Annotated in this window: 26 protein-coding genes; 16 read left to right on the top strand and 10 right to left on the bottom strand. The window is 71.3% G+C overall.

The window, feature by feature from the left end; translation table 11 throughout:
• The first annotated feature begins 185 nt into the window (after nucleotides 1–185).
• On the top strand, nucleotides 186–689 hold the full coding sequence (locus LV79_RS00475) for a MaoC family dehydratase (RefSeq protein WP_253835643.1): 504 nt from the start codon (nucleotides 186–188) through the stop codon (nucleotides 687–689).
• Between the two features lie 41 nt (nucleotides 690–730).
• On the top strand, nucleotides 731–1,843 hold the full coding sequence (locus tag LV79_RS00470) for a DUF2332 domain-containing protein (RefSeq protein WP_253831195.1): 1,113 nt from the start codon (nucleotides 731–733) through the stop codon (nucleotides 1,841–1,843).
• A gap of 6 nt (nucleotides 1,844–1,849) precedes the next feature.
• Here the strand turns inward: LV79_RS00470 and LV79_RS00465 are convergent, their stop codons facing one another.
• Nucleotides 1,850–2,272, bottom strand: coding sequence for an NUDIX hydrolase (locus LV79_RS00465; RefSeq protein WP_253831194.1), 423 nt, complete (start codon nucleotides 2,270–2,272; stop codon nucleotides 1,850–1,852).
• A 143-nt stretch (nucleotides 2,273–2,415) separates the two neighbouring features.
• Here LV79_RS00465 and LV79_RS00460 point away from each other — a divergent pair, with 143 nt between their 5' ends.
• The 4 genes from LV79_RS00460 to LV79_RS00445 are packed head-to-tail and all read left to right on the top strand — an operon-like array spanning nucleotide 2,416 to nucleotide 4,711.
• A complete protein-coding gene (locus LV79_RS00460; RefSeq protein ID WP_204450568.1) occupies nucleotides 2,416–2,580 on the top strand; it encodes a hypothetical protein in 165 nt (54 codons plus the stop codon).
• 19 nt (nucleotides 2,581–2,599) lie between these two features.
• Nucleotides 2,600–3,172 (top strand): PH domain-containing protein, encoded by a 573-nt coding sequence (locus LV79_RS00455; protein WP_253831193.1) that lies wholly within the window; start codon nucleotides 2,600–2,602, stop codon nucleotides 3,170–3,172.
• A gap of 55 nt (nucleotides 3,173–3,227) precedes the next feature.
• Nucleotides 3,228–4,091, top strand: coding sequence for a PHP domain-containing protein (locus tag LV79_RS00450; protein ID WP_253831192.1), 864 nt, complete (start codon nucleotides 3,228–3,230; stop codon nucleotides 4,089–4,091).
• Nucleotides 4,091–4,711, top strand: coding sequence for a MarC family protein (locus LV79_RS00445; RefSeq protein ID WP_253831191.1), 621 nt, complete (start codon nucleotides 4,091–4,093; stop codon nucleotides 4,709–4,711). Before LV79_RS00450 ends, LV79_RS00445 begins: the two co-directional genes overlap by 1 nt.
• Here LV79_RS00445 and LV79_RS00440 read toward each other — a convergent pair.
• Nucleotides 4,704–5,051, bottom strand: coding sequence for an arsenate reductase family protein (locus LV79_RS00440; protein WP_253831190.1), 348 nt, complete (start codon nucleotides 5,049–5,051; stop codon nucleotides 4,704–4,706). The two genes, LV79_RS00445 and LV79_RS00440, sit on opposite strands and share 8 nt — an antisense overlap.
• Before the next feature lie 56 nt (nucleotides 5,052–5,107).
• On the opposite strand from LV79_RS00440, the gene LV79_RS00435 reads away from it, so the two are divergent.
• Nucleotides 5,108–5,938: a RecB family exonuclease gene (locus tag LV79_RS00435; RefSeq protein WP_253835641.1), complete on the top strand. Its 831-nt coding sequence runs from the start codon at nucleotides 5,108–5,110 to the stop codon at nucleotides 5,936–5,938.
• Nucleotides 5,917–6,258, top strand: coding sequence for a hypothetical protein (locus tag LV79_RS00430; RefSeq protein WP_253831189.1), 342 nt, complete (start codon nucleotides 5,917–5,919; stop codon nucleotides 6,256–6,258). The genes LV79_RS00435 and LV79_RS00430 overlap by 22 nt, the downstream gene beginning before the upstream one ends.
• 58 nt (nucleotides 6,259–6,316) lie before the next feature.
• Here LV79_RS00430 and LV79_RS00425 read toward each other — a convergent pair whose 3' ends face one another.
• From LV79_RS00425 to LV79_RS00410, 4 genes are all read right to left on the bottom strand, one after another.
• Nucleotides 6,317–6,838: a GAF domain-containing protein gene (locus LV79_RS00425; RefSeq protein WP_253831188.1), complete on the bottom strand. Its 522-nt coding sequence runs from the start codon at nucleotides 6,836–6,838 to the stop codon at nucleotides 6,317–6,319.
• A gap of 24 nt (nucleotides 6,839–6,862) precedes the next feature.
• Nucleotides 6,863–8,470, bottom strand: a complete 1,608-nt coding sequence (locus tag LV79_RS00420; protein WP_253831187.1) for a methyl-accepting chemotaxis protein — start codon at nucleotides 8,468–8,470, stop codon at nucleotides 6,863–6,865.
• 269 nt (nucleotides 8,471–8,739) lie between these two features.
• The gene (locus LV79_RS00415; RefSeq protein ID WP_253831186.1) at nucleotides 8,740–8,964 is read right to left on the bottom strand and encodes a DUF3107 domain-containing protein; all 225 of its coding nucleotides are present in this window, start codon (nucleotides 8,962–8,964) and stop codon (nucleotides 8,740–8,742) included.
• A 98-nt stretch (nucleotides 8,965–9,062) separates the two neighbouring features.
• A complete protein-coding gene (locus LV79_RS00410) occupies nucleotides 9,063–9,734 on the bottom strand; it encodes a ferritin-like fold-containing protein (protein ID WP_253831185.1) in 672 nt (223 codons plus the stop codon).
• A gap of 278 nt (nucleotides 9,735–10,012) precedes the next feature.
• On the opposite strand from LV79_RS00410, the gene LV79_RS00405 reads away from it, so the two are divergent.
• The 3 genes from LV79_RS00405 (at nucleotide 10,013) to LV79_RS00395 (ending at nucleotide 14,185) form a co-directional block, all read left to right on the top strand.
• Nucleotides 10,013–11,743 carry a DEAD/DEAH box helicase gene (locus tag LV79_RS00405; RefSeq protein ID WP_253835638.1) on the top strand — a complete coding sequence of 577 codons (1,731 nt, stop codon included), beginning with the start codon at nucleotides 10,013–10,015 and terminating at the stop codon, nucleotides 11,741–11,743.
• A 5-nt stretch (nucleotides 11,744–11,748) separates the two neighbouring features.
• Complete coding sequence (locus LV79_RS00400) at nucleotides 11,749–13,197, top strand: Rv3212 family protein (protein ID WP_253831184.1); 1,449 nt, start codon at nucleotides 11,749–11,751, stop codon at nucleotides 13,195–13,197.
• Between the two features lie 205 nt (nucleotides 13,198–13,402).
• Nucleotides 13,403–14,185 (top strand): alpha/beta fold hydrolase, encoded by a 783-nt coding sequence (locus LV79_RS00395; RefSeq protein WP_308208908.1) that lies wholly within the window; start codon nucleotides 13,403–13,405, stop codon nucleotides 14,183–14,185.
• A 5-nt stretch (nucleotides 14,186–14,190) separates the two neighbouring features.
• Here the strand turns inward: LV79_RS00395 and LV79_RS00390 are convergent, their stop codons facing one another.
• Nucleotides 14,191–14,511 (bottom strand): DUF4873 domain-containing protein, encoded by a 321-nt coding sequence (locus LV79_RS00390; protein ID WP_253831182.1) that lies wholly within the window; start codon nucleotides 14,509–14,511, stop codon nucleotides 14,191–14,193.
• Nucleotides 14,512–14,522: 11 nt separating this feature from the next.
• Entirely contained in the window at nucleotides 14,523–15,272 is a 750-nt protein-coding gene (locus LV79_RS00385; protein WP_253831181.1) for a TetR/AcrR family transcriptional regulator, read from the bottom strand.
• A 71-nt stretch (nucleotides 15,273–15,343) separates the two neighbouring features.
• Here LV79_RS00385 and LV79_RS00380 point away from each other — a divergent pair, with 71 nt between their 5' ends.
• The gene (locus LV79_RS00380) at nucleotides 15,344–16,255 is read left to right on the top strand and encodes an AurF N-oxygenase family protein (protein ID WP_253831180.1); all 912 of its coding nucleotides are present in this window, start codon (nucleotides 15,344–15,346) and stop codon (nucleotides 16,253–16,255) included.
• A complete protein-coding gene (locus tag LV79_RS00375) occupies nucleotides 16,252–17,133 on the top strand; it encodes an alpha/beta fold hydrolase (protein WP_253831179.1) in 882 nt (293 codons plus the stop codon). Before LV79_RS00380 ends, LV79_RS00375 begins: the two co-directional genes overlap by 4 nt.
• Before the next feature lie 3 nt (nucleotides 17,134–17,136).
• On the opposite strand, the gene LV79_RS00370 is transcribed toward LV79_RS00375, so the two are convergent.
• A complete protein-coding gene (locus LV79_RS00370) occupies nucleotides 17,137–17,856 on the bottom strand; it encodes a PP2C family protein-serine/threonine phosphatase (RefSeq protein ID WP_253831178.1) in 720 nt (239 codons plus the stop codon).
• 91 nt (nucleotides 17,857–17,947) lie between these two features.
• Complete coding sequence (locus LV79_RS00365; RefSeq protein ID WP_253831177.1) at nucleotides 17,948–18,583, bottom strand: TetR/AcrR family transcriptional regulator; 636 nt, start codon at nucleotides 18,581–18,583, stop codon at nucleotides 17,948–17,950.
• 184 nt (nucleotides 18,584–18,767) lie between these two features.
• On the opposite strand from LV79_RS00365, the gene LV79_RS00360 reads away from it, so the two are divergent.
• The 3 genes from LV79_RS00360 (at nucleotide 18,768) to moeZ (ending at nucleotide 22,214) form a co-directional block, all read left to right on the top strand.
• Entirely contained in the window at nucleotides 18,768–19,751 is a 984-nt protein-coding gene (locus LV79_RS00360) for an alpha/beta fold hydrolase (RefSeq protein WP_253831176.1), read from the top strand.
• Between the two features lie 73 nt (nucleotides 19,752–19,824).
• Nucleotides 19,825–20,865 (top strand): DUF3152 domain-containing protein, encoded by a 1,041-nt coding sequence (locus LV79_RS00355; RefSeq protein WP_253835636.1) that lies wholly within the window; start codon nucleotides 19,825–19,827, stop codon nucleotides 20,863–20,865.
• A gap of 170 nt (nucleotides 20,866–21,035) precedes the next feature.
• On the top strand, nucleotides 21,036–22,214 hold the full coding sequence (moeZ, locus tag LV79_RS00350) for an adenylyltransferase/sulfurtransferase MoeZ (RefSeq protein WP_253831175.1): 1,179 nt from the start codon (nucleotides 21,036–21,038) through the stop codon (nucleotides 22,212–22,214).
• Nucleotides 22,215–22,237 lie beyond the last annotated feature (23 nt).

Below are 22,237 nucleotides of genomic sequence, written 5' to 3'. Positions count from 1 at the left end.
GCCGGTAGGACAGCGTACTCCGGCGCGCCGACACCGCGGTCACAGGGCCGCGAAACCGAACGCGTTTCACACGCGGTGCCCTGGCTCACACACCGGTTGCACGGGGCCGGTGGTCGCCGTACACAGGTCCCTACTCGCCGGTCACGTAGGAGGCTCTGTTGGACTCAACCCCCCCTCCCACCCACGTGCAGTTCGGGCGGTACTACGAAGAGTTCGAAGTCGGTGCCGTGTACAAACACTGGCCGGGCAAGACCGTGACCGAGTACGACGACCACCTGTTCTGCCTGCTGACCATGAACCACCACCCGCTGCACCTCGACGCGAACTACGCGGAGACCACCACCGACTTCGGCAAGAACGTGGTCGTCGGCAACTACGTCTACTCGCTGCTGCTCGGGATGTCGGTGCCGGACGTGTCCGGTAAGGCCATCGCGAACCTCGAGGTCGAGTCGTTGCGGCACGTGAAGCCGACCTTCCACGGTGACACCATCTACGGTGAGACCGAGGTTCTCGACAAGACGCCGTCCAAGTCGAAAGACGACAGGGGGGTTGTGCATGTCGAGACACGGGGCTACAAGCAGGACGGAACGGTCGTCTGCATCTTCCGCCGGAAGGTGATGGTGCCCAAGCGCTCTTACGGTGAGGCGCGCGGGGGCGAGCAGCCGGGACGACCGGAACCGAAGGTCTAACTGCCGGGTTGGGGACAACCCGGGCGGACGGAGGGAACGCCGTGACCGTGTCGCTGGACGAGGTCAAGCACCGGTTGCGGCGCTTCGCCGACGTGGAGGCGGCCGGGGTGTCGCCGCTCTACCAGCACCTCGCCGAGCGCGCCGCCGAGGACGACGACGTCGCCGCGCTGCTGACCGCCGCCCAGCCCGGGTTCGAGAAGGCGACGCTGCTGCTCGCCGCCGTGCACCGGGCGCTGCAGGCCGAGCCGTTCCACGAGCTGGTCAACTACTACCCGTCCATGGGTGGCAGCTACGGCGTCGACGCGGCCACCTGGCCGATGTTCCGGCAGTTCGTCGTCGAGCGCGCCGAGAAGATCCGGGCCCTGGTCGCCGCCCACACCACGCAGACCAACGAGGTGCGCCGCGCCGCGCTGCTCTACCCGGCGGTGTCGTTGGCCGCCAAGCAGGCCGGTGCGCCTATCGGTCTGCTGGAGGTCGGTTGCTCTGCCGGGCTCCTTCTCAACCTCGACCGGTACGGCTACCGGTACCAGACGGAGCAGTCCGGCCAGATCGTCGTCGGCCCGACCAAGACCCCGCTTGGGTTGCATTGTGCGCTGGAGTTGGGACCCGACGCGGTGCTGCCGACCATCCCCAAGAAGCTTGCTGTCGCCGAACGGGTCGGTCTTGATCGGGCGCCGGTAGACCTGACTGACGAAGACGCCGCCGCGTGGCTAGAGGCCTGTATTTGGGCGGACCAGCCTGAACGCCAACGGTTGTTCAGCACCGCCGCCGCCCTCCAGCGCAAGAGCCCGCCCCAGTTCGTGCAGGGCGACGCCATCGCCGATCTCGGTAAGGCTGCCGCGCTGATCCCGACCTCGGTGCCTCTAGTCGTCATCACCAGCCACGTGCTGCCGTACCTGTCCGAGAGCGACCGCGCGGACTTCGTGGCCGCCGTCGCCGCGCTCGCCGAGACCCGCGCGCTCTGGTGGGTCAGCGACGAGGTCTACACCGTCGGACTGCACCACGTCCTGCCCGACCGCGACGACCTCGCACCCGCCCAGGGCCAACCGGCATTTAGCGTCGTGGGGCTCACCAGGTGGGACAGCGGCGTCCCGACTTCTGCCGCTCTCGCGCGCGCCGCGATGCACGGCGAGCGCATGGCGTGGCTCGTCTGATTCCCGTCATCCCGGCAGCTCACCCCACTCGGCGAGGGTCTCCCACAGGCTGTCCACCACCGCGTTTCGGTCCCTCAATGTGGTGAACATCGCAAGATCCACCCAGGTGGCCGCATCGGCGTCGTCACCGGCCGAAAGATCACCCCCGGTGATCGCGCAGCGGTAGTCGTGGATCTCGAACAGCCCACCGGGCGCGGGCCGCTCGACGCTGCCCACGTGGTCACCCACGGCCACCGCGAGCCCGGTCTCCTCGAGCACCTCGCGCGTCAGTGCCTCGGGGTCGGACTCGCCTGGCTCGACCTTCCCGCCAGGGATGGACCACAGTCCGGCACCGGGATCGCGGCCGCGCCGGATCAGCAGCAGCCGATCGCGCCCATCACGGACGAGGGCACCGACACACCTGATCCTCCGAATGTGATCGTCGTTCATGACGACGCAGAGTAGCGAGAACCGGGTGGTGACGCTCCGCGTTGCCCCAAGAGCGCGACTACCCTCCCTAACCGCCGCCGTATGCGGTACAACGGTTTTCAACAGGCGCCATGCAGGGTGCGTACGGAACGGGGTAGATCACAGTGGACATCAAGAAGATCTTGATCATCACTGGGGCCGCTTTGCTCGTCTTCTTCCTGGTGACGCAGCCGGTCCAGTCCGCGGGGATCGTGAACTCCATCCTCACCAGCCTCCGCGAGGGGGCCGAAGCGGTGATCACCTTCGTCCGCACTGTCTTCCAGGGCTGAGACGAAGTAGCGTCGGATCATGTTCGCGCCCAGGGACCCTGACGAGTACCTGCTCGACTCCGAGCGCCGGGTGATCCGCGTCCGCAGGCACTGGGCGAGCCTGGCGTGGCAGGTGTTCGAGGCCGTCGCGCTGCTCGCGGTGTGCGTGATGATCTCGTACCTGCTGCCGCCCGCGGCCTGGCTGGTGCAGAACATCCTGTGGTACGTCGCGCTCGTGGTGGTGCTCCGCTTCACCTACCAGGTGATCGAGTGGTGGGTGGAGCGGATCGTGGTGACTGACAAGCGGTTCATGATGACCACCGGGGTGTTCACCACCCGGGTGCTCATGATGCCGATCAGCAAGGTCACCGACCTCACCTACAAGCGCACCGCGACCGGCCGGGTGTTCGGCTACGGCACCATGGTCGTGGAGTCCGCCGGTCAGATCCAGGCGCTGAACAACATCGAGTTCCTGCCCCGCCCGGAGCAGGTCTACGACGCCATCTCCGAGCTGGTCTTCGGCGACAAGAAGGCCCAGGCGGAGCGGTTCTCGATGATCAAGGCGCAGCGGTTGGCGCGCGGCACCCGCAAGGCCCGCAAGCCGGTCGGCTGATCGGGTCGCACCGCCCACCACGCCGGTGACCTGGGTCATCGGGAACACTGGGTCGGTGCGGATCGACCTCCACTGCCATTCCGACGCCTCCGACGGCACCGACAGCCCCACCGAGCTGGTGGCCGCCGCGGCGCGCGCCGGGCTCGACGTGCTGGCGATCACCGACCACGACACCACCGCGGGCTGGGCCGAGGCGGCCGCCGCGCTGCCGCCCGGTCTCGGCCTGGTGCGCGGCGCCGAGCTGACCTGCGTGTCCGAGGACGGCCGGGGTGGGCACTGCACGATCCACTTGCTGGCCTACCTGTTCGACCCGCAGGCTGAGACCGTGGTCCGGGAGTACGCCCGCACGCGGGCCGAGCGACGCAGCCGCCTGCGCACGATGGCCGAGCGGATGGCCGCCGACGGCTACCCCGTCGACCCCGACACCCTGCTCGGCGACCTCCCGCCGGACGCCCCAGCGGGCCGCCCGCACCTGGCGCAGGCGTTGGTCAGGGCCGGGGTGGTCGGCTCGGTCAACGAGGCCTTCAAGGAGCTGCTGCACGGCCGCAACGGCTACTACGTGCCCAGCAGCAAGACCCCGGTCCGCGAGGCCATCGACATGGTCCGGGCCGCGGGCGGGGTGACCGTCCTCGCACACGGGTTCGCCCACCGGCGCGGTCCGACGATCTCCGCCGACGTGCTCGTCGACCTGGTCGGCGCCGGGCTCGACGGGGTCGAGGTCGACCACCCCGACCACGACGCCGACGACCGCGCCCGGCTGCGCGCGATCGCCGACCGGCACGGCCTGGTCGTCACCGGGTCGAGTGATTACCACGGCACGAACAAGACCATCGGGCTCGGCGCCGAGACCACCGCCCCGGGGATGCTCGACGAGATCGTCGCGCGGGCCTCCGGTTCCGGGTTGTTGGTGGGTGCGTGATGGCGTTCTTCGACGCCGCGCTGTTCGCCGAGGCGACCATCACCCTCGTGGTGATCATGGACCCGCCCGGCACGGTGCCGGTGTTCCTCAGCCTCACCGGCCGCAAGACCCGGCTGACCCGCAACCGCGCCGCCCGCCAGGCCGTGCTGGTGTCGCTGATGGTGATCAGCCTGTTCGCGATCAGCGGCGAGGCGATCCTGCGCTACCTGGGCATCGGCATCCCGGCGCTGCAGGGCGCGGGCGGGCTGCTGCTCCTGCTGATCGCGCTCGACCTGCTGACCGGCAAGAACAGCACGGAACCGGAAGCGGTCGAGGACGTCAACGTGGCGCTGGTGCCGCTGGGCACGCCGCTGCTGGCCGGACCGGGCGCGATCGCGGCCACGATCGTCTTCGTCCGGGGCGCGGGCGGGCACGCGGCGTCCTACGTGGCGCTCGGCGCGGCGATCCTGGCCGTGCACCTGATCCTCTACCTGTGCCTGCGGTTCTCCGGCGCGGTGATCCGGTTGATCAAGGACAGCGGGATCACCCTGCTGGCCAAGATCGCCGGTCTGCTGCTGGCCGCGATCGCCGTGCAGCTGATCGCCAACTCGGTGCGCGGCTTCATCGAGGGTGCTAGCTGAGCGCCTCGTCGAGTGCCTCCGGGGTGCGCGCGAGGTAGGCCCGGCCGTCGTCGGTGACGATGATCGGCCGCTCGATGAGCACCGGGTTCGCCACCAGCACGGCGATCCACGCGGCGCGGTCCTTCGGCTTGTCGGCGAGGCCGAGCTCCTTGGCGACGGGTTCCTTGAGCCGGGTGATCTCCCACGGCTGGCGGTCGAGCTTGGTCAGCACCTCGTCGAGCTCGGCCGCGCTTGGCGGCTCGTCGAGGTAGCGGCGGACGGTGTGCGACGGGTCGGCGGCGTCGAGCGCGGCCTTGGCGGTGCGCGACTTGCCGCACCTCGGGTTGTGCCAGATCTCCACGCCCGCGATTGTGCCCGGCGCCGGTTCTGTCGGTGCTGGTGCGTACCGTGTACCTCGTGCAGCAGCTCGGGTTCGACAGCATGCCACGCAAGTTGATCAAGGTGACGCCGTCGCGGCTCGGGGTGTGGAACGACTGCAGGCGCCGGTTCCGGATGACCTACGTGGACCGCCCGACCCCGCCGCGCGGCGGGCCGTGGGCGCACAGCACCCTCGGCGCGGTCGTGCACAACGCGCTCAAGGCCCTGTTCGACCTGCCCGTCAGCCGCCGTGATCCCGACGCCGCCGCCGCGCTGGTGAGCACGCACTGGAAGGACGACGGGTTCGCCGACCCCAAGCAGGCGGCCGAGTTCCGCGACCGCGCCGCGGGCTGGGTGCACGACTACGTCAAGGACACCGACGTCTCCGACGACCCGGTCGGCCTGGAGCGCTGGGTCTCCGCGCCGGTCGGCACCATCGTCGCCGAGGGCCGCGTCGACCGCATCGACCAGCGCGCGGGCGAACTGGTGATCGTCGACTACAAGACCGGTCGGCACGCGCTCACCACCGACGACGCCAGGGGATCGCAGGCGCTCGCGCTCTACGTCCTCGCCGCGCGCCGCACCCTGCGCCGCCCGTGCACCCGCGTCGAACTGCACCACCTGCCCACCGGCACCGTCGCCGCCTGGGACCACACCGACGAGTCCCTCGCCCGCCACCTCACCCGCGCCGAGGAAGCCGCCGACGAGTTCCAACTCGCCATCGACACCCACAAGGCGGGCGGCGACCCCGAGGTCCTCTTCCCGCCCAACCCCGGCCGCCAGTGCTCCTGGTGCGACTTCCGCCGCAACTGCCCCGAGGGCCAGGCCGCTGGACCCACCATCGACCCATGGGCGATGCTGTCCCCGTGACCCACCCCAGCCCCGACGACGCCACCGTCGAGCTCCCCCGAACCCGCGCCCGCTCCGGCTTCTGGCGCGAAACCTCGGGCGCGCTGGCCATCGGCCTCACCGGACTGGCCACCATCGTCCTGGCCCTGCAGGTGATCGCCTGGATCCGCGGCCTCCCCGGCCCCGGCATCGGCGTCCTCCTCGGCCACTTCGCCACCGCCGCCGCAGCCCTGGCCGCCCAGCACTTCGCCGACCGCCGCCAAGGCCCCCAAGCCGCCCTGGCCGTCCTCCTGGTCGCGATCTCCACCGGCATCGCCATCTGGTTCTTCTGGTGGGCCTGACCCCTGGTCGGCTGGAGTGGTTGTCCTGCGGGGAAGAACGCTGCCCGCAGGACCCGGGTCACCGGTCGTCGCGGTAGAACTGGAGAACCGTGGCTGCGTCGTCCGCCGCACCGGAGAGCCAGTCCAGCTCAGCGTCGCTGAACTCCCGCGGGCCGGTGCCGACCACGCAGAACGCCCCCAGCACGTGTCCCCGAGGTGAGCGCAACGGGACACCGAGGCAGCCGTGGGAGCGGTCGACCACCGAGTGCACCCCGATCTCGACGACCCGGGCGCAGAGGTCCGCCGCGGGAGGACCGACCACTTCCGTGACCGGTCCGGCCGCCGCCAGCACCCGAGCCGCGGTGCCGAGCATGACCGAGATCAGGCTCGAGCCCGCGGCGAGCGCGGTCACCGCGCGGGTGGCGGCGGCGTCGAGGTGGGCGAGCAAGCCGGGGTTGGCGAGGTCGTACCTGGCGATCTCGGCCAGCCGGTCGGCGCGGCCTGCGTCCGCAGGCACCCCCGCCAGGGGGCCGGTCGGCGTTGCGGTGTGCCCGCCGCCGAACGTGGTCCGCCGGTCGTCCTGTGTGGTGTGCGTGTCCATGGTCGTCTCCGGTGTGCGGTGTGGTCAGTGGTCGAAGACCTCGACGAGCGAGGTCAGCTTGGCCGCGAGCCGCGAGAGGTCCTCGGCGGCGCCCTGGCTGGCGCGCGAACTCTCGGAGGTCGCGGTGGTGACCGCGGCCACCTCGGTGAAGCTGCTGGTCAGCTCCTCGCCGCACAGCGCGACCTCAGCGATCGACCTGGTCATCTCCGAGGTCGTCGCGGACTGCTCCTCCACCGCGGAGGCCACGGTCGTGGCGTGGTCGGTGATCTGCGCGACGACCTCCTGGATGCGCCGCACCGCGAACGCCGCCGCGCCGGTCCCGGTCTGGATGGCCGTGACCCGCTGGGAGATCTGCTCGGTGGCGCGGGCCGTCTCGTGGGCGAGGTCCTTGACCTCGCCCGCGACAACGGCGAAGCCTGCGCCCGCCGCCCCGGCGCGGGCCGCCTCGATGGTGGCGTTGAGCGCGAGCAGGTTGGTCTGCTCGGCGATGCTGGTGATCAGCTTGACCACCTCGCCGATCTCGGCGCTGGCCTGGTGCAGGCTCTCGATCCGTTCTCCGGTGTCCGCCGCCGCCCGCATGGACTCCTGCGCGACCTCGGCCGCCTGGGTCGCGCTGCCCGCGATCTCGGCGATCGACGTGGTCATCTGCGCCGCCCCCGAGGACAGGCTCTGCACGCTCGCGCTGACCCGGGACGCGGCTGCGGAGGCGATGCCTGCTCGCTCGGAGGTCTTCTCAGCGCCCTGGTTCAGCTCGGCGCTGACCGCGGACAGCCCGGCGGCCGCGGTGGACAGCGTGGTCGCGGTCCCGGCCATCTCCCGCACCGTCTCGCGCACGGTGCCGATGGCGGTGTCGAGGTCCCGTCCCATCTCGGCCAGCTCGTCGCGCCCGGTCAGCCCGACGGTGCTGGTGAGGTCCCGGTGCGCGAGAGCCGCCACGACCGCGCCGATGCGGCGCACGCCGCCGACGATCGCCCGCGACACCCACAGGCTGATCGCGACGGCGAGGGTGATGCCGACCGCCAGTGCGACGATGATCGTGGTGCGCGCCGACGCGTAGCTGGCCTCGGTCGCCTCCTGCCGGGTGCGGGCACCCCTGATCTCCGCCTCGACGATGCGCTCCAGGGCGTCCTCGGCCTTGACCGACAACGGCTCGAGCACGGTGTCGGTCAGTGACTCCACTTTCGCGGTGTCGTTCGACCTGCTCGCGGGCACAACCTGGTCGTCGCGGACCTTCTGGTAGGCGGTCCAGGCCTCGCGCAGCGGTGCGATCAGCTCGGGGACCGTGCTCAGCGCGGTGTAGGCCTCGATCTCGCCGTTGAACGCGTCGTCGTCGGCTTGCATCGCGCGCTCGTAGCTCGCCATCTTCTCCCGGCTGTCCGAGGAGGTGTGGCTCAGCAGGTCCTCGCGGGTGTCCGCCATGTCGATCCTGGCCTCGTAGATCCGCTGCACCGGCAGCAGGCCGCTGCTGTAGAGCGAGTCGGACGCCTCGTTCATGTCGCTCATCCGGATGATCGCGAGTGTCCCCACGCTCACCGCGACCACACCGAGCACGCCGACCGCACCCAGCACTTTCGTCCCCACGCGGCGGTTGGCCAACCACCGCGACATCACCGCACTGCGCGCACTCGCCATCGTCCACCTCACTCGGTCGCGGCCCTCCGGCCGGTTCCCCTGCGAGTTCGGACGCCGGGAAGCGCGCACGAGCGATGGAGAAAGTCCATATTTCAACGAGATGCGAAACGCCTGGTCGCCCGGCGAAGTCGGTACTCGAGTCCTGGTCGGACCGGGACCAAGGACCCTGCACCGCCGGTCGCCGCTCGGCACGCGGGCAGGCGGTCCACTTCAGACAGCAAAAAGGCCGCCGTCCACAAGGGACAGCGGCCTTCCGTCACGCGTTCCGCTCAGGGGGCGAAGCCGACCTTGCGGGTGTCCGCGCTGCCGATCTCCACGTAGGCGACCCTGGCGGCGGGGACGACGAAGCGGCGGCCCTTGTCGTCCAGGAGGACGAGTTGGCCGTTGGTGTCCCGCAGCGCGTCGGCGACCAGGGCCTCGACCTCGTCGGGAGTCTGGGTGCTGGTGAGCACGAGCTCCCGCGCGGTGTCCGCGACACCGACCTTGACCTCCACGCAGACCTCCGGGCATTGAATCGGGAGAAGACCTTCACGCCAAGGCTAGTCGAGTGCGGGGCCCGGGGCGCGCAGGGGCGCGTTCACCTACCGCGAAACTAGCCGAGGCCCAGGGCGGTCATCCGCTTGCCGTGCTGCTGCTGGAGCCTGCGGAACAGCGCGGCGATGCCCGCGAGGTCACCCGTTCCGGCGACGATCAGCTCGGAGAGGCCGTCACGCTCCGCGACCACGTACTGGGCCTGGGTGAGGGCCTCGCCGAGCAGGCGGCGGCCCCAGAGGGCGAGGCGGTCGCGGACTGTCCTGTCCCGGTCGATGGCGGCGGTGACCTCGCGCTCGGCGAACGCGGAGTGGCCGGTGTCGGCGAGCACGGCGAGCACCAGCAGCCGGGTGTCCTCGTCGAGCCAGGCGGCGATCTCGCGGTACAGGTCCGCCGCCAGGCCGTCGCCGACGTAGGCCTTGACCAGGGACTCCAGCCAGGACCGGGGCGCGGTGGAGACGTGCCAGGTGTCGATGTGGGCGATGAACGGGGCGATCGCGTCCTCGATCAGCACGCCGTGCCCGGCCAGGTACTTCTCGATCTTGGCGTAGTGGCCCATCTCGGCGGCCGCCATCGCCGAGAGCGCGGCGCGCCCGGACACGGTCGGGGCCGATCTGGCGTCCTCGGACAGCCGGTCGAATGCCGACAGTTCCCCGTAAGCGAGCACGCCGAGCAGGTCGACCACCCCCGCCGACAGGCCGCTCCCGGACACTCCCGACTCCGCGTTCTCCATGGTTGGCAGCGTATCCGGCGGCCCTCGCGGGTAGACTCGCCAGGACGCCTGGCTCGCCACCGCCCCTGGGCGGGTGGCGCCGGGCGGTGGCAAGACCTCGGGGAACGTCGCGGGCACCTCCGCCCGCGGGACCGAGAGAGTGGGTGCGCGCCTACCTCGCAGGCCCTCCCGCGCCCCACCCGGGCCGCGCCTCGACGCGCGGGACCCGGGGCGGGACCGGCGCGGTCGAGAAGGGCCCTCCAGGGCAGTGCGCGCTGGTACGAGAGAGGCTGATCACCCTGACGCAGGACGACACCCAGGCAGGCGACACCGCCGCCAGGACCGACGAGCTGGACCCGGTCACGCTGGAACACAGCGAGGCAGGCCTGCCCGAGAACGACACATCGCACCCGCTGACCGCGGGCGCCCCGGTCAAGCCGACCGCGCCGACCTTCGCCGAGCTCGACGTCAAGCCCGAGATCGTGCGGGCGCTGGCCGAGGCGGGCATCGAGCGCACCTTCGCCATCCAGGAGCTGACCCTCCCGCTGGCGCTGGCCGGTGAGGACCTCATCGGCCAGGCGCGCACCGGCACCGGCAAGACCCTCGGCTTCGGCGTCCCGCTGCTGCAGCGGGTCACCACACCGGGTGACGGCACCCCGCAGGCGCTGGTCGTGGTCCCGACCCGCGAGCTGTGCCTGCAGGTCACCGCCGACATCCGCGACGCGGGCAAGCACCTGGGCATCCGGGTGCTCTCCATCTACGGCGGCCGCCCGTACGAGCCGCAGGTCGCCGCGCTGCGCAAGGGCGTCGACATCGTGGTCGGCACCCCCGGCCGCCTGCTCGACCTGGCCGAGCAGAAGCACCTGGTGCTGGGCAAGGTCCGCGGCCTGGTGCTCGACGAGGCCGACGAGATGCTCGACCTGGGCTTCCTGCCCGACATCGAGCGGATCCTGCGGATGGTCCCCGACCAGCGGCAGACCATGCTGTTCTCGGCGACCATGCCCGGCCCGATCATCACCCTGGCGCGCACCTTCCTCACCCGCCCGACGCACATCCGGGCCGAGGAGAACGACGCGAGCGCGGTGCACGAGCGCACCGAGCAGTTCGTCTACCGGGCGCACTCGCTGGACAAGGTCGAGGTGGTGGCCCGCTCGCTGCAGGCCGAGGGCCGCGGCCTGACGATGATCTTCACCAGGACCAAGCGGACCGCGCAGAAGGTGGCCGACGAGCTGACCGAGCGCGGGTTCGCCGCGGGCGCGGTGCACGGCGACCTCGGCCAGGGCGCCCGCGAGCAGGCGCTGCGCGCGTTCCGCTCCGGCAAGGTCGACGTGCTGGTCTGCACCGATGTCGCCGCGCGCGGTATCGATGTGACCGATGTCACGCACGTGATCAACTACCAGTGTCCCGAGGACGAGAAGACCTACGTCCACCGGATCGGCCGCACCGGCCGCGCGGGCAAGACCGGCGTGGCGATCACGCTGGTCGACTGGGACGAGGAGAAGCGCTGGAAGGACATCAGCGACGCGCTCGGCCTGGACAAGCCCGCCCCGGTGGAGACCTACTCCACCTCCGAGCACCTGTTCAGCGACCTGGGCATCCCGGCCGGGTCCACCGGCAGGCTGCCGATCGGCATGCGCACCAGGGCCGGTCTGGACGCCGAGCCGGAGGAGGACTTCGGCGGCAAGCGCCGCGGGTCCGGTGCCGGTGCTGGAGCGGGCGCCGGTCGGACCAAGCGGGTCCGGGCGACCGGCGCGACCAGGGCGAAGGCCGAGGCCGCCGCTCGTCCAGCCGGTGACGAGGCTGGTGGCGACGACGACAGCAGGCCCCGCAGGCGCCGCCGCCGTCGTGGTGGCAAGGACATCGGCGAGGAGAACGGCACGCCGGTCGAGGTCTCGGCCGAGCCCGCCGCCGAGCCGGAGTCGAAGTCGGACAAGCCCGCCCGGGTCCGCCGCAGGCGTCGCCGCGGTGGCGCGGATTCCGCGGGTGAGGCCGGGGCCAACGCGGGCGACACACCGGGCGGGGCAGACTAGCGCCCGTGACGCTCGGCGAGACCAGGGACGGCGGGGACGGGGAGCACCAGGACCCGGACCCGCGATACGGGTCGACCGGCGGCCGGACGGCCGTGGTCGACGAGGACGTGCTGGCCGGGGACGCCCCGGCCACGCGCGTGCGGGGCCCGCGCAACGGGTTCAACACCAAGCGCGATTGGGCGCTGCTGATCCTGATCGTCCTGGCCCTGGTCGCCGCCGGGGTGGTGGTGTGGCAGCGCAGCGACATCGCCGCTACCGAGTCGAAACCGGCCACGGGCAGCTACCCGGTGCTCACCCCGCCCGAGGTGTTCCCGCCGTCGCTCGGCGAGGCGTGGCGGGTGAGCAGCCCGGCCACCTGGCAGCCCGTGATCGCGAACATCACCGCTGAGCAGGGCAACGCCAAGCCCGGGTCGACCGTGGTGACCGGTGACGGCGGCACCGTCGCCGGTCGGGACCCGGAGACCGGCGAGGTCCGCTGGACCTACGAGCGCGACCTCGACCTGTGCGGGCTCGCCGTGGCCTGGAGCAAGGTCGTCTCCGTGTTCCGGACCGACGGCCGCGAACTGCCCCCGTCGGACCCGCGCTCGGCGGGCGGGTGCAGCGAGGTCACCGCGCTCGACCCGACCACCGGGGTCCGCGACAACCAGGACAACGGCGAGGGCAACGTCGGCCAGCGCGACTGGGACGCCGAACTCGGCTCCCGGTACCTGTTCGACGGCCAGGACTACCTCACCGCCACCGGCTCCCGGCTGCTGCTGTCGCTGCGCTACGACCTGGTCAAGACCCAGGAGTACGGCGAGGTCGCGGCCAAGGTCAACCCGGGCAGGCAGCCAAGGACCGGCTGCGAGTACCACTCCGTGCTCGCGGCGGCGGGCAAGGTCGCCGTCGTCGAGAGCTGCCCGGACGAGACCTCCGACCGGCTGACCGTGCTCCGCGCCGCCCCCGCCGAGTGGGAGAAGCCGGAAGAGGTCACCAGCCAGGTCCTCGACGGCCGCGGCGCGCAGGTGATCGCCATGAACAACGGCCTGGTCGCGATCGCCCTCCCCAACCCCGGCCGGGTGATCGTCTACAACGAACAGGGCGAGCGCACCGGCACCTTCGACGTCGACCTCGGCCCGGAGGACCTGACCACCGACGCGGCGGGCCACACCCCCCTCGTGGCCACCGCCACCGGCGCCTACTACTGGTACACCGGCTCCCGCACCGTCGTCCTCTCCGCCACCGAACTCCGCCCCCTGTGGACCGTCCCGGACACCCGCGGCCCCGGCGTCGTCTTCGGCGGCAGAGCCCTGGTCCCGGTTCCCGAAGGCCTCGCCGTCCTCAGCCAGGCCGACGGCACCCGCATCGGCACCATCCCCGTCAACCGCGAGGGCTACACCGGCCCGGTCACCATGGCCACCATCGGCTCGATGGTCTTGGAACAGCGCGGCCCCACCCTCGTCGCCCTGCATTGATCCCAGTCGGCTCTGCGCCGACTGGGCGCCCTGGTGACCCGGTCGACTCCGCACTGACTTGATCACCCCGCGCTGAGGTCGCCGCGGTGCTGGGGCGGGTGAGCGGTGGTGGGTGGTGGGGCTGGGCGGGCAGACTGGGGGTATGCACTCGCAGCTCACCAGCCATGGGGCTGAGTCGGTCGAGTTGGTTGGGCGGTTCGGTCCCGTGGGGGCTCTGCTCCGGGATGTCGGTGGGCCGTACGTGCTGATGGTGCCGGGGTACACGGGGTCGAAGGAGGACTTCGCGCCGTTGTTGGACGGGGTGGCGGGGGCTGGGTTCTCGCCGTTGGCCATTGACTTGCCCGGGCAGCAGGATTCGCCGGGGCCCGCTGACGAGGATCTCTACCTGCCGGAACCCCTCAGCGGCGTGGTCCTCGACGTGATCGCCGGGTTGGACCGGCCGGTGTTGTTGCTCGGCCACTCCTACGGCGGTCTGGTGGTGCGCCGGGCAGTCCTGGGTGGCGCCAAGATCGTGGGGCTGACCCTGCTCAGCACCGGTCCCGCCGATCTCCCCGCCGGGCCGCGTCGCCTCGTGCTCGACGCCGGTGAGCCTTTGTTGCGGCAGCACGGAGTGCCTGCGGTGCACCGGGGGCTGGAGGCGGTGAACGCGTCCAACCCGCGGTGGCTCGCGCAGACCGACCAGGTCCGAGACTTCCTGCGGCTGCGGTTCCTGCGCAACCGGCCCGAGGCGCTGCTCGGCATGGGCAACGGCCTGCGCACCGAGCCTGACCTGGTGTTGGAGCTGTCCAAGGCGCTGCGCGGGACGCCGTGCCTGGTCGTCTGCGGTGCCCAGGACGACGCCTGGCCTGCCGCGCTGCAGCGGGACATGGCCGACCGCCTCGGGGCTGACTTCTCGACGGTGGCGAACGCGGCGCACTCGCCCGCCATCGAGAACCCGGACGAGCTGCTCGAGGTCCTCTTGCCGACCTGGAAGTCCTGGCTGGGCTAGAGGCCCTACGCCTCCAGCGCGTCCAACTCGGTCACGAGGGTGAACGGCGGGGTCGAGGTGCCCATGATCCGGTAGCGGTCCCACGGGTCCGGATCGGACAGTTCGCCGACCGCCTCGCCCTGCGGGGTGCGCAGGACGGCGCTGGTCTTGCGGCCGCCGACGGCGGCCGACAGCGCGGTGTCCGCGGCGATCCGGCCGTACCAGCGGTAGTAGCCGTCGATGGGCTGGAAGTGCCCGCGCAGGTCAACCGAGACGGCGAACTCGTGCTCGCCGACGACCAGGCTGGCCTGGCCCCGGTATCCGTCCTCGTCCGGGTGTTCGCTCACGGGTCGCTCCTCTAACCGGCCGCGGTGTCGCCGGTGGACAGTGTGATGACCTTGTTGAGGTCCAGCGGTTTGTGCGGGTCGATGGTCACGCCGTAGCCGCGCATGGTGCCGTCGATGGCCGCCCAGATGGTCATGGTCAGGTACTCCACCACCGCGTCGCGGCTCATCGTGCGCCGCTCCAGCCACCACTCGCCCACGTTCTGCACCATGCCGACGATGCCGTGGCCCCAGATCTCCGCGCCGCCTGAGTCGATCTGGTAGGCGCGCATGTAGTCGCCGAGCAGGGCGGCCAGCGCGTTCGCGATGACCTCCTTGTCCTCGGCCACGATGTCGTTGTCGATCTTGCGGTCGGCGAACGTGCTGCGCACCAGCAGCCGGTACAGGTTCGGGTACTCCTCGATGATCGAGAAGAACGCGTCCAGGCTGCGCCGGATCCGCGGCAGCGGGGCCTCCTCGCGGCTCATCGCCGGGATCAGCCGCTCGAACAGGATCTCGGTGCCCCGGTGGCCGAGCGCGACGAACAGGTCGGCCTTGTCGGTGAAGTGCCGGTAGAGCACCGGCTTGGTCACCCCCGCCGCCGCCGCGACGTGCTCCATGCCCAGGTCGGGGCCGTGTTCGGCGAGCGCGCGCAACGCGGCCTCGACGAACTCCTCACGCCGGGCGGCGCGGTGCGACTTCCACCGGTCCCGCCGCGCGTCCCCGGTGCCCGCCCCGGTGTCGCCGGGGCTGTGGCGCTTGACACGGTCAGCCATGCCACTCATGCTACCAGAAGTAACTGTTACCCGAAGTTACGCGTGCTGGAACCGCCGCGTAAAGGAGGAGTGACCCGCCGATGAGCCGCGCGACGCAGGTTGCCAAGTTAGCCGATCGGGAGAAGACCGCGGGCCGTTTGCTGAAGTCCTCCGCGGACAAGTTCTACGACCCCGAGATCGATATCGACTGGGGCGCCGAGATCCCCGCCGACCTGCACTTCCACCCCGAGCACCGGATCTCGCTCTACGGCACCGAGCTGTGGGACACGCTGACCCCGCAGCAGCGGATCGAGCTGGGCAAGCACGAGATCGCGAGCATCGCCAGCACCGGGATCTTCTTCGAGGTCCTGCTGATGCAGATGCTGCTCAAGCAGGTCTACCGGCACGACCCGACCACCGACCACGTGCACTACCTGCTGGCCGAGATCGCTGACGAGTGCCGCCACTCGACCATGTTCGGCAAGGCGTGCAAGCGCTTCGGGGTCCCCGCCTACGGCCCGCGCCGGTGGGTCAAGCAGCTGGCGAAGGTGCTGCCCGTGCTGAGCCGGGGTCCGTCGGCGTACGCCGCGATCCTGGTCGCGGAGGAGGTGCTGGACCGGATGCAGCGGGAGAACATGGTCGACCCGACCCTCCAGCCGCTGATCCGCATGGTCAACCGCATCCACGTCCTGGAGGAGGCGCGGCACGTCACCTTCGCCCGCCAAGAGGTCGTGCAGGGCATGGCGAAGGCGGGTTGGCTGGCCAAGCGCTACCACCGGCTGCTCACCGCGGTCGTCTCGTACTTCGTCGCGTTGAGCCTGGTCAACCCCGAGGTGTACCGCGCGGTGGGGCTGGACCCCAAGCAGGCGTGGAAGGCGGCCAAGGCCAACCCGCACTTCCAGGAGACCATCCGCTACTGGGGTGAGCGGATCATGAAGTTCCTGGACGAGGCCGACCTGGTCGGCGGTCCCGGCATGGTCCTGTGGCGCCGCTCGATGCTGCTCGCCCCATGAGCACCGTGACCACTTCGGACGGCGTGGCGCTCAACGTCGTCGAGAGCGGGTCCGGCCCGGTCACGGTCGTGCTCATCCACGGCTGGACGATGGACCACGCGTCCTGGGACCTCGTCGTCGGCGGTCTCGCGGGCGCCCGGGTCGTCCGGTTCGACCTGCGCGGGCACGGTGCCTCGGGTGCCGCTCCACAGGGGACGGCCACGATCGCCCGGATCGCCGACGACCTGGCCGAGGTGATCGCCGCGACCGCGCCGACGGGCCCCGTCGTGCTCGGCGGCCACTCCCTGGGCGGCATGACGCTGATGGCCCTCGCCGAGCGGCACCCCGACCTGGTGGCGTCCCGGGTCGCGGGCGTGGCGTTCGTCGCGACCACCTCAGGTGGACTGTCCACACTCACCCTCGGCCTGCCCAGGTGGGTCGCCGCGCCCGTGCTCCACGCGGAGAAGCTGATCAACCGGCGGATCGCCCGGTTCCGCCGACCCGCGCTGATGGGCAAGCGAACCGGCTACGCCCGCCCCGGCGTCCGCTGGCTGGTGTTCGGCAAGCGCCCGGTCCCCGCGCACATCGCCGCCACCGCCGCGCAGGTGGGCCGCTGCAACCCGGCCAACATGGTCGAGTTCCGCAACGCGCTCAACGAACACGAGCGGGTGCACGCCCTGCCGGTCTACCGGGGAGTCCCCGCCGTGGTCATGGCCGGCGGCCGGGACCGGCTGTGCACAGTGGCCGATGCCCGGCTCATCGCCGCAGCGCTGCCCGACGCCAACCTCTTGATCTACCCCGGCGCCGGCCACATGCTGAACTACGAGCGCGCCGAAGAAGTGGTCACACACCTCAACGGACTTGTGGCGGGAGTACGCCCTCTAGCCGCTACCGGGTGACTCTTAGCTCAGCCAACTCGAGCTTCCGCGCACGTCGCCGATCACTGCCGTCACATTGTCCTTAGGGCTCAATTGGCACGCGGCGCGCACGAGTTCGGTTACGCAAACCTCGGCTGTTTCTCCCTGTAAAGACCGCAATAGAGGCCATAAGTTGTCGCCCAAGGTGTTGGTGAGACCGTCGGTGCACAGCAAATACCGGTCGCCCTTGGTGGCGGGCAGTTCCCACAGGTCCGGCCGGATGGCGTGCTCCAGCCCGACCGCGCGGACCAGCGCGGCGCGCTGCGGGTGCCGCGCGGCCTCGTCCGGGGTGGCGTGGCCGCCGTCGACGAGGTCGTTGGCCAGGGTGTGGCCCCTGGTGAGCACCCGCAGGTCGGCGCCGCTCTGCACGATGGTCACGCTGTCGCCGACGTGCGCGCCGCGGACCAGCCACTTGCCGCCTGCCTTGACCAGGACGGCCAGGTCGAGGGTGGTGCCCATGCCCGCGGTGTCCGGTTCCGCGTCGCCGTGGGCCAAGACCGCCGCGTTCGCGACCTCGACCATGCCCTCGGGGGAGTGGCCGTGCTGCTCGACCACCGTCCGGATGGTCAACGCCGAGGCCACCTCGCCCGCCGGGGCCCCGCCGACGCCGTCGGCCACCGCCAGCAGGTGCTCGGCGGCGTGCGCCGCGTCCTGGTTGGTGGGTCGCCCACCGAGCGCCGTCGTGCTCGCCGCCGAGAAGATCATGTCCCCACGGTGCCCGGTCACCGGGTCCCGTGGCCACTCCTGGGACGTGGCGATCGAGTTCTGGGACAGCTCGGTCGAGTTCCGGGGCTGGTCAGTCGTGCGGGTGCAGCGGGAAGCCGCCGCCGATCCCGCGCCAGGCCAGGTTGGAGATGAGGTTGATGGCCTCCTCCTTGGGCAGCGCGCGGTTGTCGGCCAGCCACGAGCGGGCCGCCACCTGGCTGGCGCCGACCAGACCGACCGCCAGCAGCCGCGCCCGGCTCTCGTCCAGGCTGGCGTCGGCGGTGATGGTCGCGGCGATGGCGTCGACGCTGGCGCTGGTCGCCCGCTCGATGGCGTCCTGGACCAGCGGCTCACCGCGCAGGTCGGACTCGAACACCAGCCGGAACGCCTGGCTCTCGCCGTCGACGAAGTCGAAGTAGGCGCCGACCGCGTTGCGCACCCTGGCCTTGTTGTCGCTGGTCGCGTCCATCGCCTCGGTGACCCGGCGGACCAGCTCGTCGACGTGCTTGTCCAGCAGCGCCATGTACAGCTCGAGCTTGCCGGGGAAGTGCTGGTAGAGCACCGGCTTGCTCACGCCCGCGCGCTCGGCGATCTCGTCCATGCCCGCGGCGTGGTAGCCGTTCGCCGCGAACACGTCCTGGGCCGCGGCCAGCAACTGGGCGCGCCTGGCGGTGCGCGGCAGTCTGGCCCCTCGGCCGACCCCGTTCGACTGAACCGTCTCGGACATGCGTCTCCACCCTCGTTCACCGCTACGCCGGGGTCAGGATCACCAACCCCGCGGCTGGGTCGACCGTACTCGCCGGTATCCCCGTTCGGGGCAATTTCATGGACGTTCGTGCTCCACGACAAGTATCCAGTGTGACCCACGCCGCAGTGCGGCGAGCCCCAGGGATCGCGTGCACACTGGATCGGTGACCGCCGGACCCACCACCCGCCGCGCCCCGCTGGCCCCCGTGCCCCTGTCGGAGGCCGAACTACCGGTGCTCGACGCCGCCGTCGCGCCCTGGCCGGGCGAGGTCGTCGAGTCCGCCGGGATCCGGCTGCACGTGCGCAGGACGCCCGGTGTCGGCCCCGTCACCGCCGTGTACGTGCACGGCCTCGGCGGGTCCGCGACCAACTGGACCGACCTCGCCGCCTCGCTCGCCGGGTACGCCCCCGGCATCGCCGTCGACCTGCCCGGGTTCGGCCGCACCGAGCCGCCGCAGGGCTACACCTACGCGCTGACCGCGCACGCCGACGCCCTGGCCACCTGGCTGCGCGGCCTGGCCCTCGGACCGGTCCACCTGCTGGGCAACTCGATGGGCGGGGCGATCAGCGTGCTGCTGGCCGCCCGCCACCCCGACCTGGTGCGCACCCTCACCCTGGTCTCCCCGGCGGTGCCCGACCTGCGCCCGCTGGCCAGCCGGATGTCCGACCGGCGCATCCCGCTGGCGTTCCTACCGGTGGTCGGCGCCAAGGTCCGGCACGCGCTGGCGAACCTCACCCCGGCCGAGCGGGCCAGCCAGATGCTCACCCTGTGCTACGCCGAACCGTGGGCGGTCACCGAGGAGCGGATGGCCGAGGCCACCGCCGAGTACGCCGAGCGCGCGGGCATGACCTGGGCCGGACCGGCGCTCGCGGCCAGCACAATCGGTCTCATCCGCGCCTGGTTCGCTTTCGGGGCGAGGTCGCTCTGGCGGGCGCTGCCCCGGATCAAGGCCCCCACGCTGGTCATCTGGGGTGACCGGGACAAGTTGATGTCGGTGCGCAAGGCGCCGAGGACCGCCCGGCTCATCCCGCGGGCCAGGCTGCTCGTGCTCTCGCGCACCGGGCACGTGGCGCAGATGGAGCGGCCGTCGGCGGTCGCCCGCGCGGTGCTCGGGCTCTGGGAGACCGCCGAGGCGGGGGATTGGTGACACGCGTCGTTGCCCCGGTGGCACCAATCCACCGAGCGTCGGGTGATGTGGCACCCTGGGGCGCGTGAGCCGAATGACGCAGGGCGAGCCGGACACGGCCACTGGGTCGTCACGCTCCGCAGCCACCCCCGAGGCCGGTGAGCGCTACCGCAGATCGGGCAGGCGGACGTCGGCGGAGCCGCTCGCCGCCTCCTGGCAGCCGGAGCGCCCGCGCAAGGCCCGCAAGCGCGGCTTCCTGGCGACCTACGGGTGGCGCGTGTACGCGGTGCCGGTGCTCATCGCCGTGACCGCCCTGGTCGCCGTGCGCACCGCGGGGGACAAGGCCGAGTCGGTCGCCTCCGCGCCGAGCGAGCAGGCCACGGAACAGGTGAACCCGGTCACCGAGGGCGGCTCGGGTGTGCCCGACGTCACTGAACGTCCACCCGGTCCGGTGGATGTGAACATCCCGACGGCGGAGCTGCCCAACGGCGGTGCCTTCACCCAGACGGGCAAGGTCACCTTCCACGTCGTGCCCGGCAGCGGCCCGAAGATCGGCACCGGCGCCAAGTTCTTCACCTACACCGTCGAGGTCGAGGACGGCATCGACCCGGCCTCCTACGGCGGCGACGACGCGTTCGCCAGCCTGGTCGACTCCACCCTGGCCGACCCGCGCGGCTGGACCGGCCTCGGCGAGATCTCGGTGCAGCGGGTGGCCGCCGACTTCCCCAACCCGAGCTTCCGGATCAGCCTGACCACCCCGGACACCGCGCACCGGGGCGAGATGTGCGGCTTCTCGATCAAGTACGAGTCGTCCTGCTACCGGTCGAGCGAGAAGCGGGTCATGATCAACCTGGCCCGGTGGTCGCGCGGCGCGGTCGTCTTCGGCGGCGACATGCTCACCTACCGGCAGTACGCGCTCAACCACGAGGTCGGCCACGCCTTCCGCAACAACCACGTCGGCTGCCCGCAGGCCGGGGCGCTGGCGCCGGTGATGATGCAGCAGAGCTTCGGGGTGGCCAACGACTACGTGGCCCAGCTCAACAAGGCCGTCGGGAACCCGGACCCGGTCAAGGCGGACGGGCTGGTCTGCAAACCCAACGCCTGGCCCAACCCCCAGGCGCGTCCCACCCCGTAGTCCGCACCGGTGCTGGGAGTGGGGATGGCGCTGTGTGACCCAATCCCCAGGCCCGCCCCACGCCGTGACGGGTACCGCATCCCGGATTCTGGGAGTGGGGAAGAGCGTGGTGGGATCCTGGCGTTGACCGGGGAAGAATCCGGCATACATCCGTGCTGTAGGAGGACCCGATGTCAGGCAGTCTCCCGCCGCTCGTCGAGCCCGCGACCGAGCTGACCAGGGACGAGGTGGCCCGCTACAGCCGCCACCTCATCATCCCGGACGTCGGCGTGGCCGGGCAGAAGCGGCTCAAGAACGCGAAGGTGCTCGTGGTGGGCGCCGGTGGGCTCGGCAGCCCCGCCCTGCTCTACCTCGCGGCGGCGGGGGTCGGCACCCTCGGTGTGATCGACTTCGACATCGTCGACGAGTCGAACCTGCAGCGGCAGGTGATCCACGGCCAGTCCGACATCGGCAAGCCCAAGGCCATCTCGGCCAAGGAGTCGGTCGCCGAGATCAACCCGCTGATCACGGTGAACGTGCACCAGGAGCAGTTGACCACCGACAACGCGCTCGACGTGTTCGCCCCGTACGACCTGATCCTCGACGGCACCGACAACTTCGCGACCAGGTACCTGGTCAACGACGCCGCGGTGCTGCTGGGCAAGCCGTACGTGTGGGGCTCGATCTTCCGGTTCGAGGGCCAGGTCAGCGTGTTCTGGGAGGACGCGCCCAACGGGCAGGGCCTCAACTACCGCGACCTCTACCCCGAGCCGCCGCCCGCGGGCATGGTGCCCTCCTGCGCCGAGGGCGGTGTGCTGGGCATCCTGTGCGCTTCCATCGGCTCGGTCATGGTCACCGAGGCGATCAAGCTGATCACCGGCATCGGCGAGCCGCTGCTGGGTCGGCTGATGGTCTACGACGCGCTGGAGATGTCGTACCGGACCATCAAGATCCGCAAGGACCCGGAGACCAAGCCGATCGAGGGCCTCATCGACTACGAGGCGTTCTGCGGCGTGGTCAGCGACGACGCCCAGGCCGCCGCCGCGGGCTCGACGATCACCCCGCGCGAGCTCAAGGCCAAGTTCGACCGGGGCGACACCTTCGCGCTGATCGACGTCCGCGAGCCGCACGAGTACGAGATCGTCCGCATCGAGGGCTCGGTCCTGGTGCCCAAGGACCAGATCATCTCCGGCGAGGCGCTGGCCGGGCTGCCGCACGACCGCCAGATCGTCCTGCACTGCAAGTCCGGCGCCCGCTCCGCCGAGGCGCTCGCCGCGCTGCACCGGGCCGGGTTCAAGGACGCGGTGCACGTCGGCAGCGGCGTGCTCGGCTGGGCGCGCGACGTGGACACCAGCCTGCCCACGTACTGATCGACGGCGGACGGCCCCGGCTC

The organism is Actinokineospora globicatena (assembly GCF_024171945.1).
In the GTDB taxonomy this organism is placed as follows: Bacteria; Actinomycetota; Actinomycetes; order Mycobacteriales; family Pseudonocardiaceae; genus Actinokineospora; species Actinokineospora globicatena.
This window is presented reverse-complemented; position numbering and strand designations above follow the sequence as displayed.

What these genes read in the sequence shown, in the direction of transcription:
- LV79_RS00465 (WP_253831194.1), bottom strand. Translation starts at nt 2,272, where the DNA reads ATGAACGACGATCACATTCGGAGGATCAGGTGTGTCGGTGCCCTCGTC.
- LV79_RS00455 (WP_253831193.1), top strand. Translation starts at nt 2,600, where the DNA reads ATGTTCGCGCCCAGGGACCCTGACGAGTACCTGCTCGACTCCGAGCGC.
- LV79_RS00445 (WP_253831191.1), top strand. Translation starts at nt 4,091, where the DNA reads ATGGCGTTCTTCGACGCCGCGCTGTTCGCCGAGGCGACCATCACCCTC.
- LV79_RS00430 (WP_253831189.1), top strand. Translation starts at nt 5,917, where the DNA reads ATGGGCGATGCTGTCCCCGTGACCCACCCCAGCCCCGACGACGCCACC.
- LV79_RS00425 (WP_253831188.1), bottom strand. Translation starts at nt 6,838, where the DNA reads ATGGACACGCACACCACACAGGACGACCGGCGGACCACGTTCGGCGGC.
- LV79_RS00420 (WP_253831187.1), bottom strand. Translation starts at nt 8,470, where the DNA reads ATGGCGAGTGCGCGCAGTGCGGTGATGTCGCGGTGGTTGGCCAACCGC.
- LV79_RS00410 (WP_253831185.1), bottom strand. Translation starts at nt 9,734, where the DNA reads ATGGAGAACGCGGAGTCGGGAGTGTCCGGGAGCGGCCTGTCGGCGGGG.
- LV79_RS00385 (WP_253831181.1), bottom strand. Translation starts at nt 15,272, where the DNA reads ATGAGTGGCATGGCTGACCGTGTCAAGCGCCACAGCCCCGGCGACACC.
- LV79_RS00380 (WP_253831180.1), top strand. Translation starts at nt 15,344, where the DNA reads ATGAGCCGCGCGACGCAGGTTGCCAAGTTAGCCGATCGGGAGAAGACC.
- LV79_RS00375 (WP_253831179.1), top strand. Translation starts at nt 16,252, where the DNA reads ATGAGCACCGTGACCACTTCGGACGGCGTGGCGCTCAACGTCGTCGAG.
- LV79_RS00370 (WP_253831178.1), bottom strand. Translation starts at nt 17,856, where the DNA reads ATGATCTTCTCGGCGGCGAGCACGACGGCGCTCGGTGGGCGACCCACC.
- LV79_RS00365 (WP_253831177.1), bottom strand. Translation starts at nt 18,583, where the DNA reads ATGTCCGAGACGGTTCAGTCGAACGGGGTCGGCCGAGGGGCCAGACTG.
- LV79_RS00355 (WP_253835636.1), top strand. Translation starts at nt 19,825, where the DNA reads ATGACGCAGGGCGAGCCGGACACGGCCACTGGGTCGTCACGCTCCGCA.
- moeZ (WP_253831175.1), top strand. Translation starts at nt 21,036, where the DNA reads ATGTCAGGCAGTCTCCCGCCGCTCGTCGAGCCCGCGACCGAGCTGACC.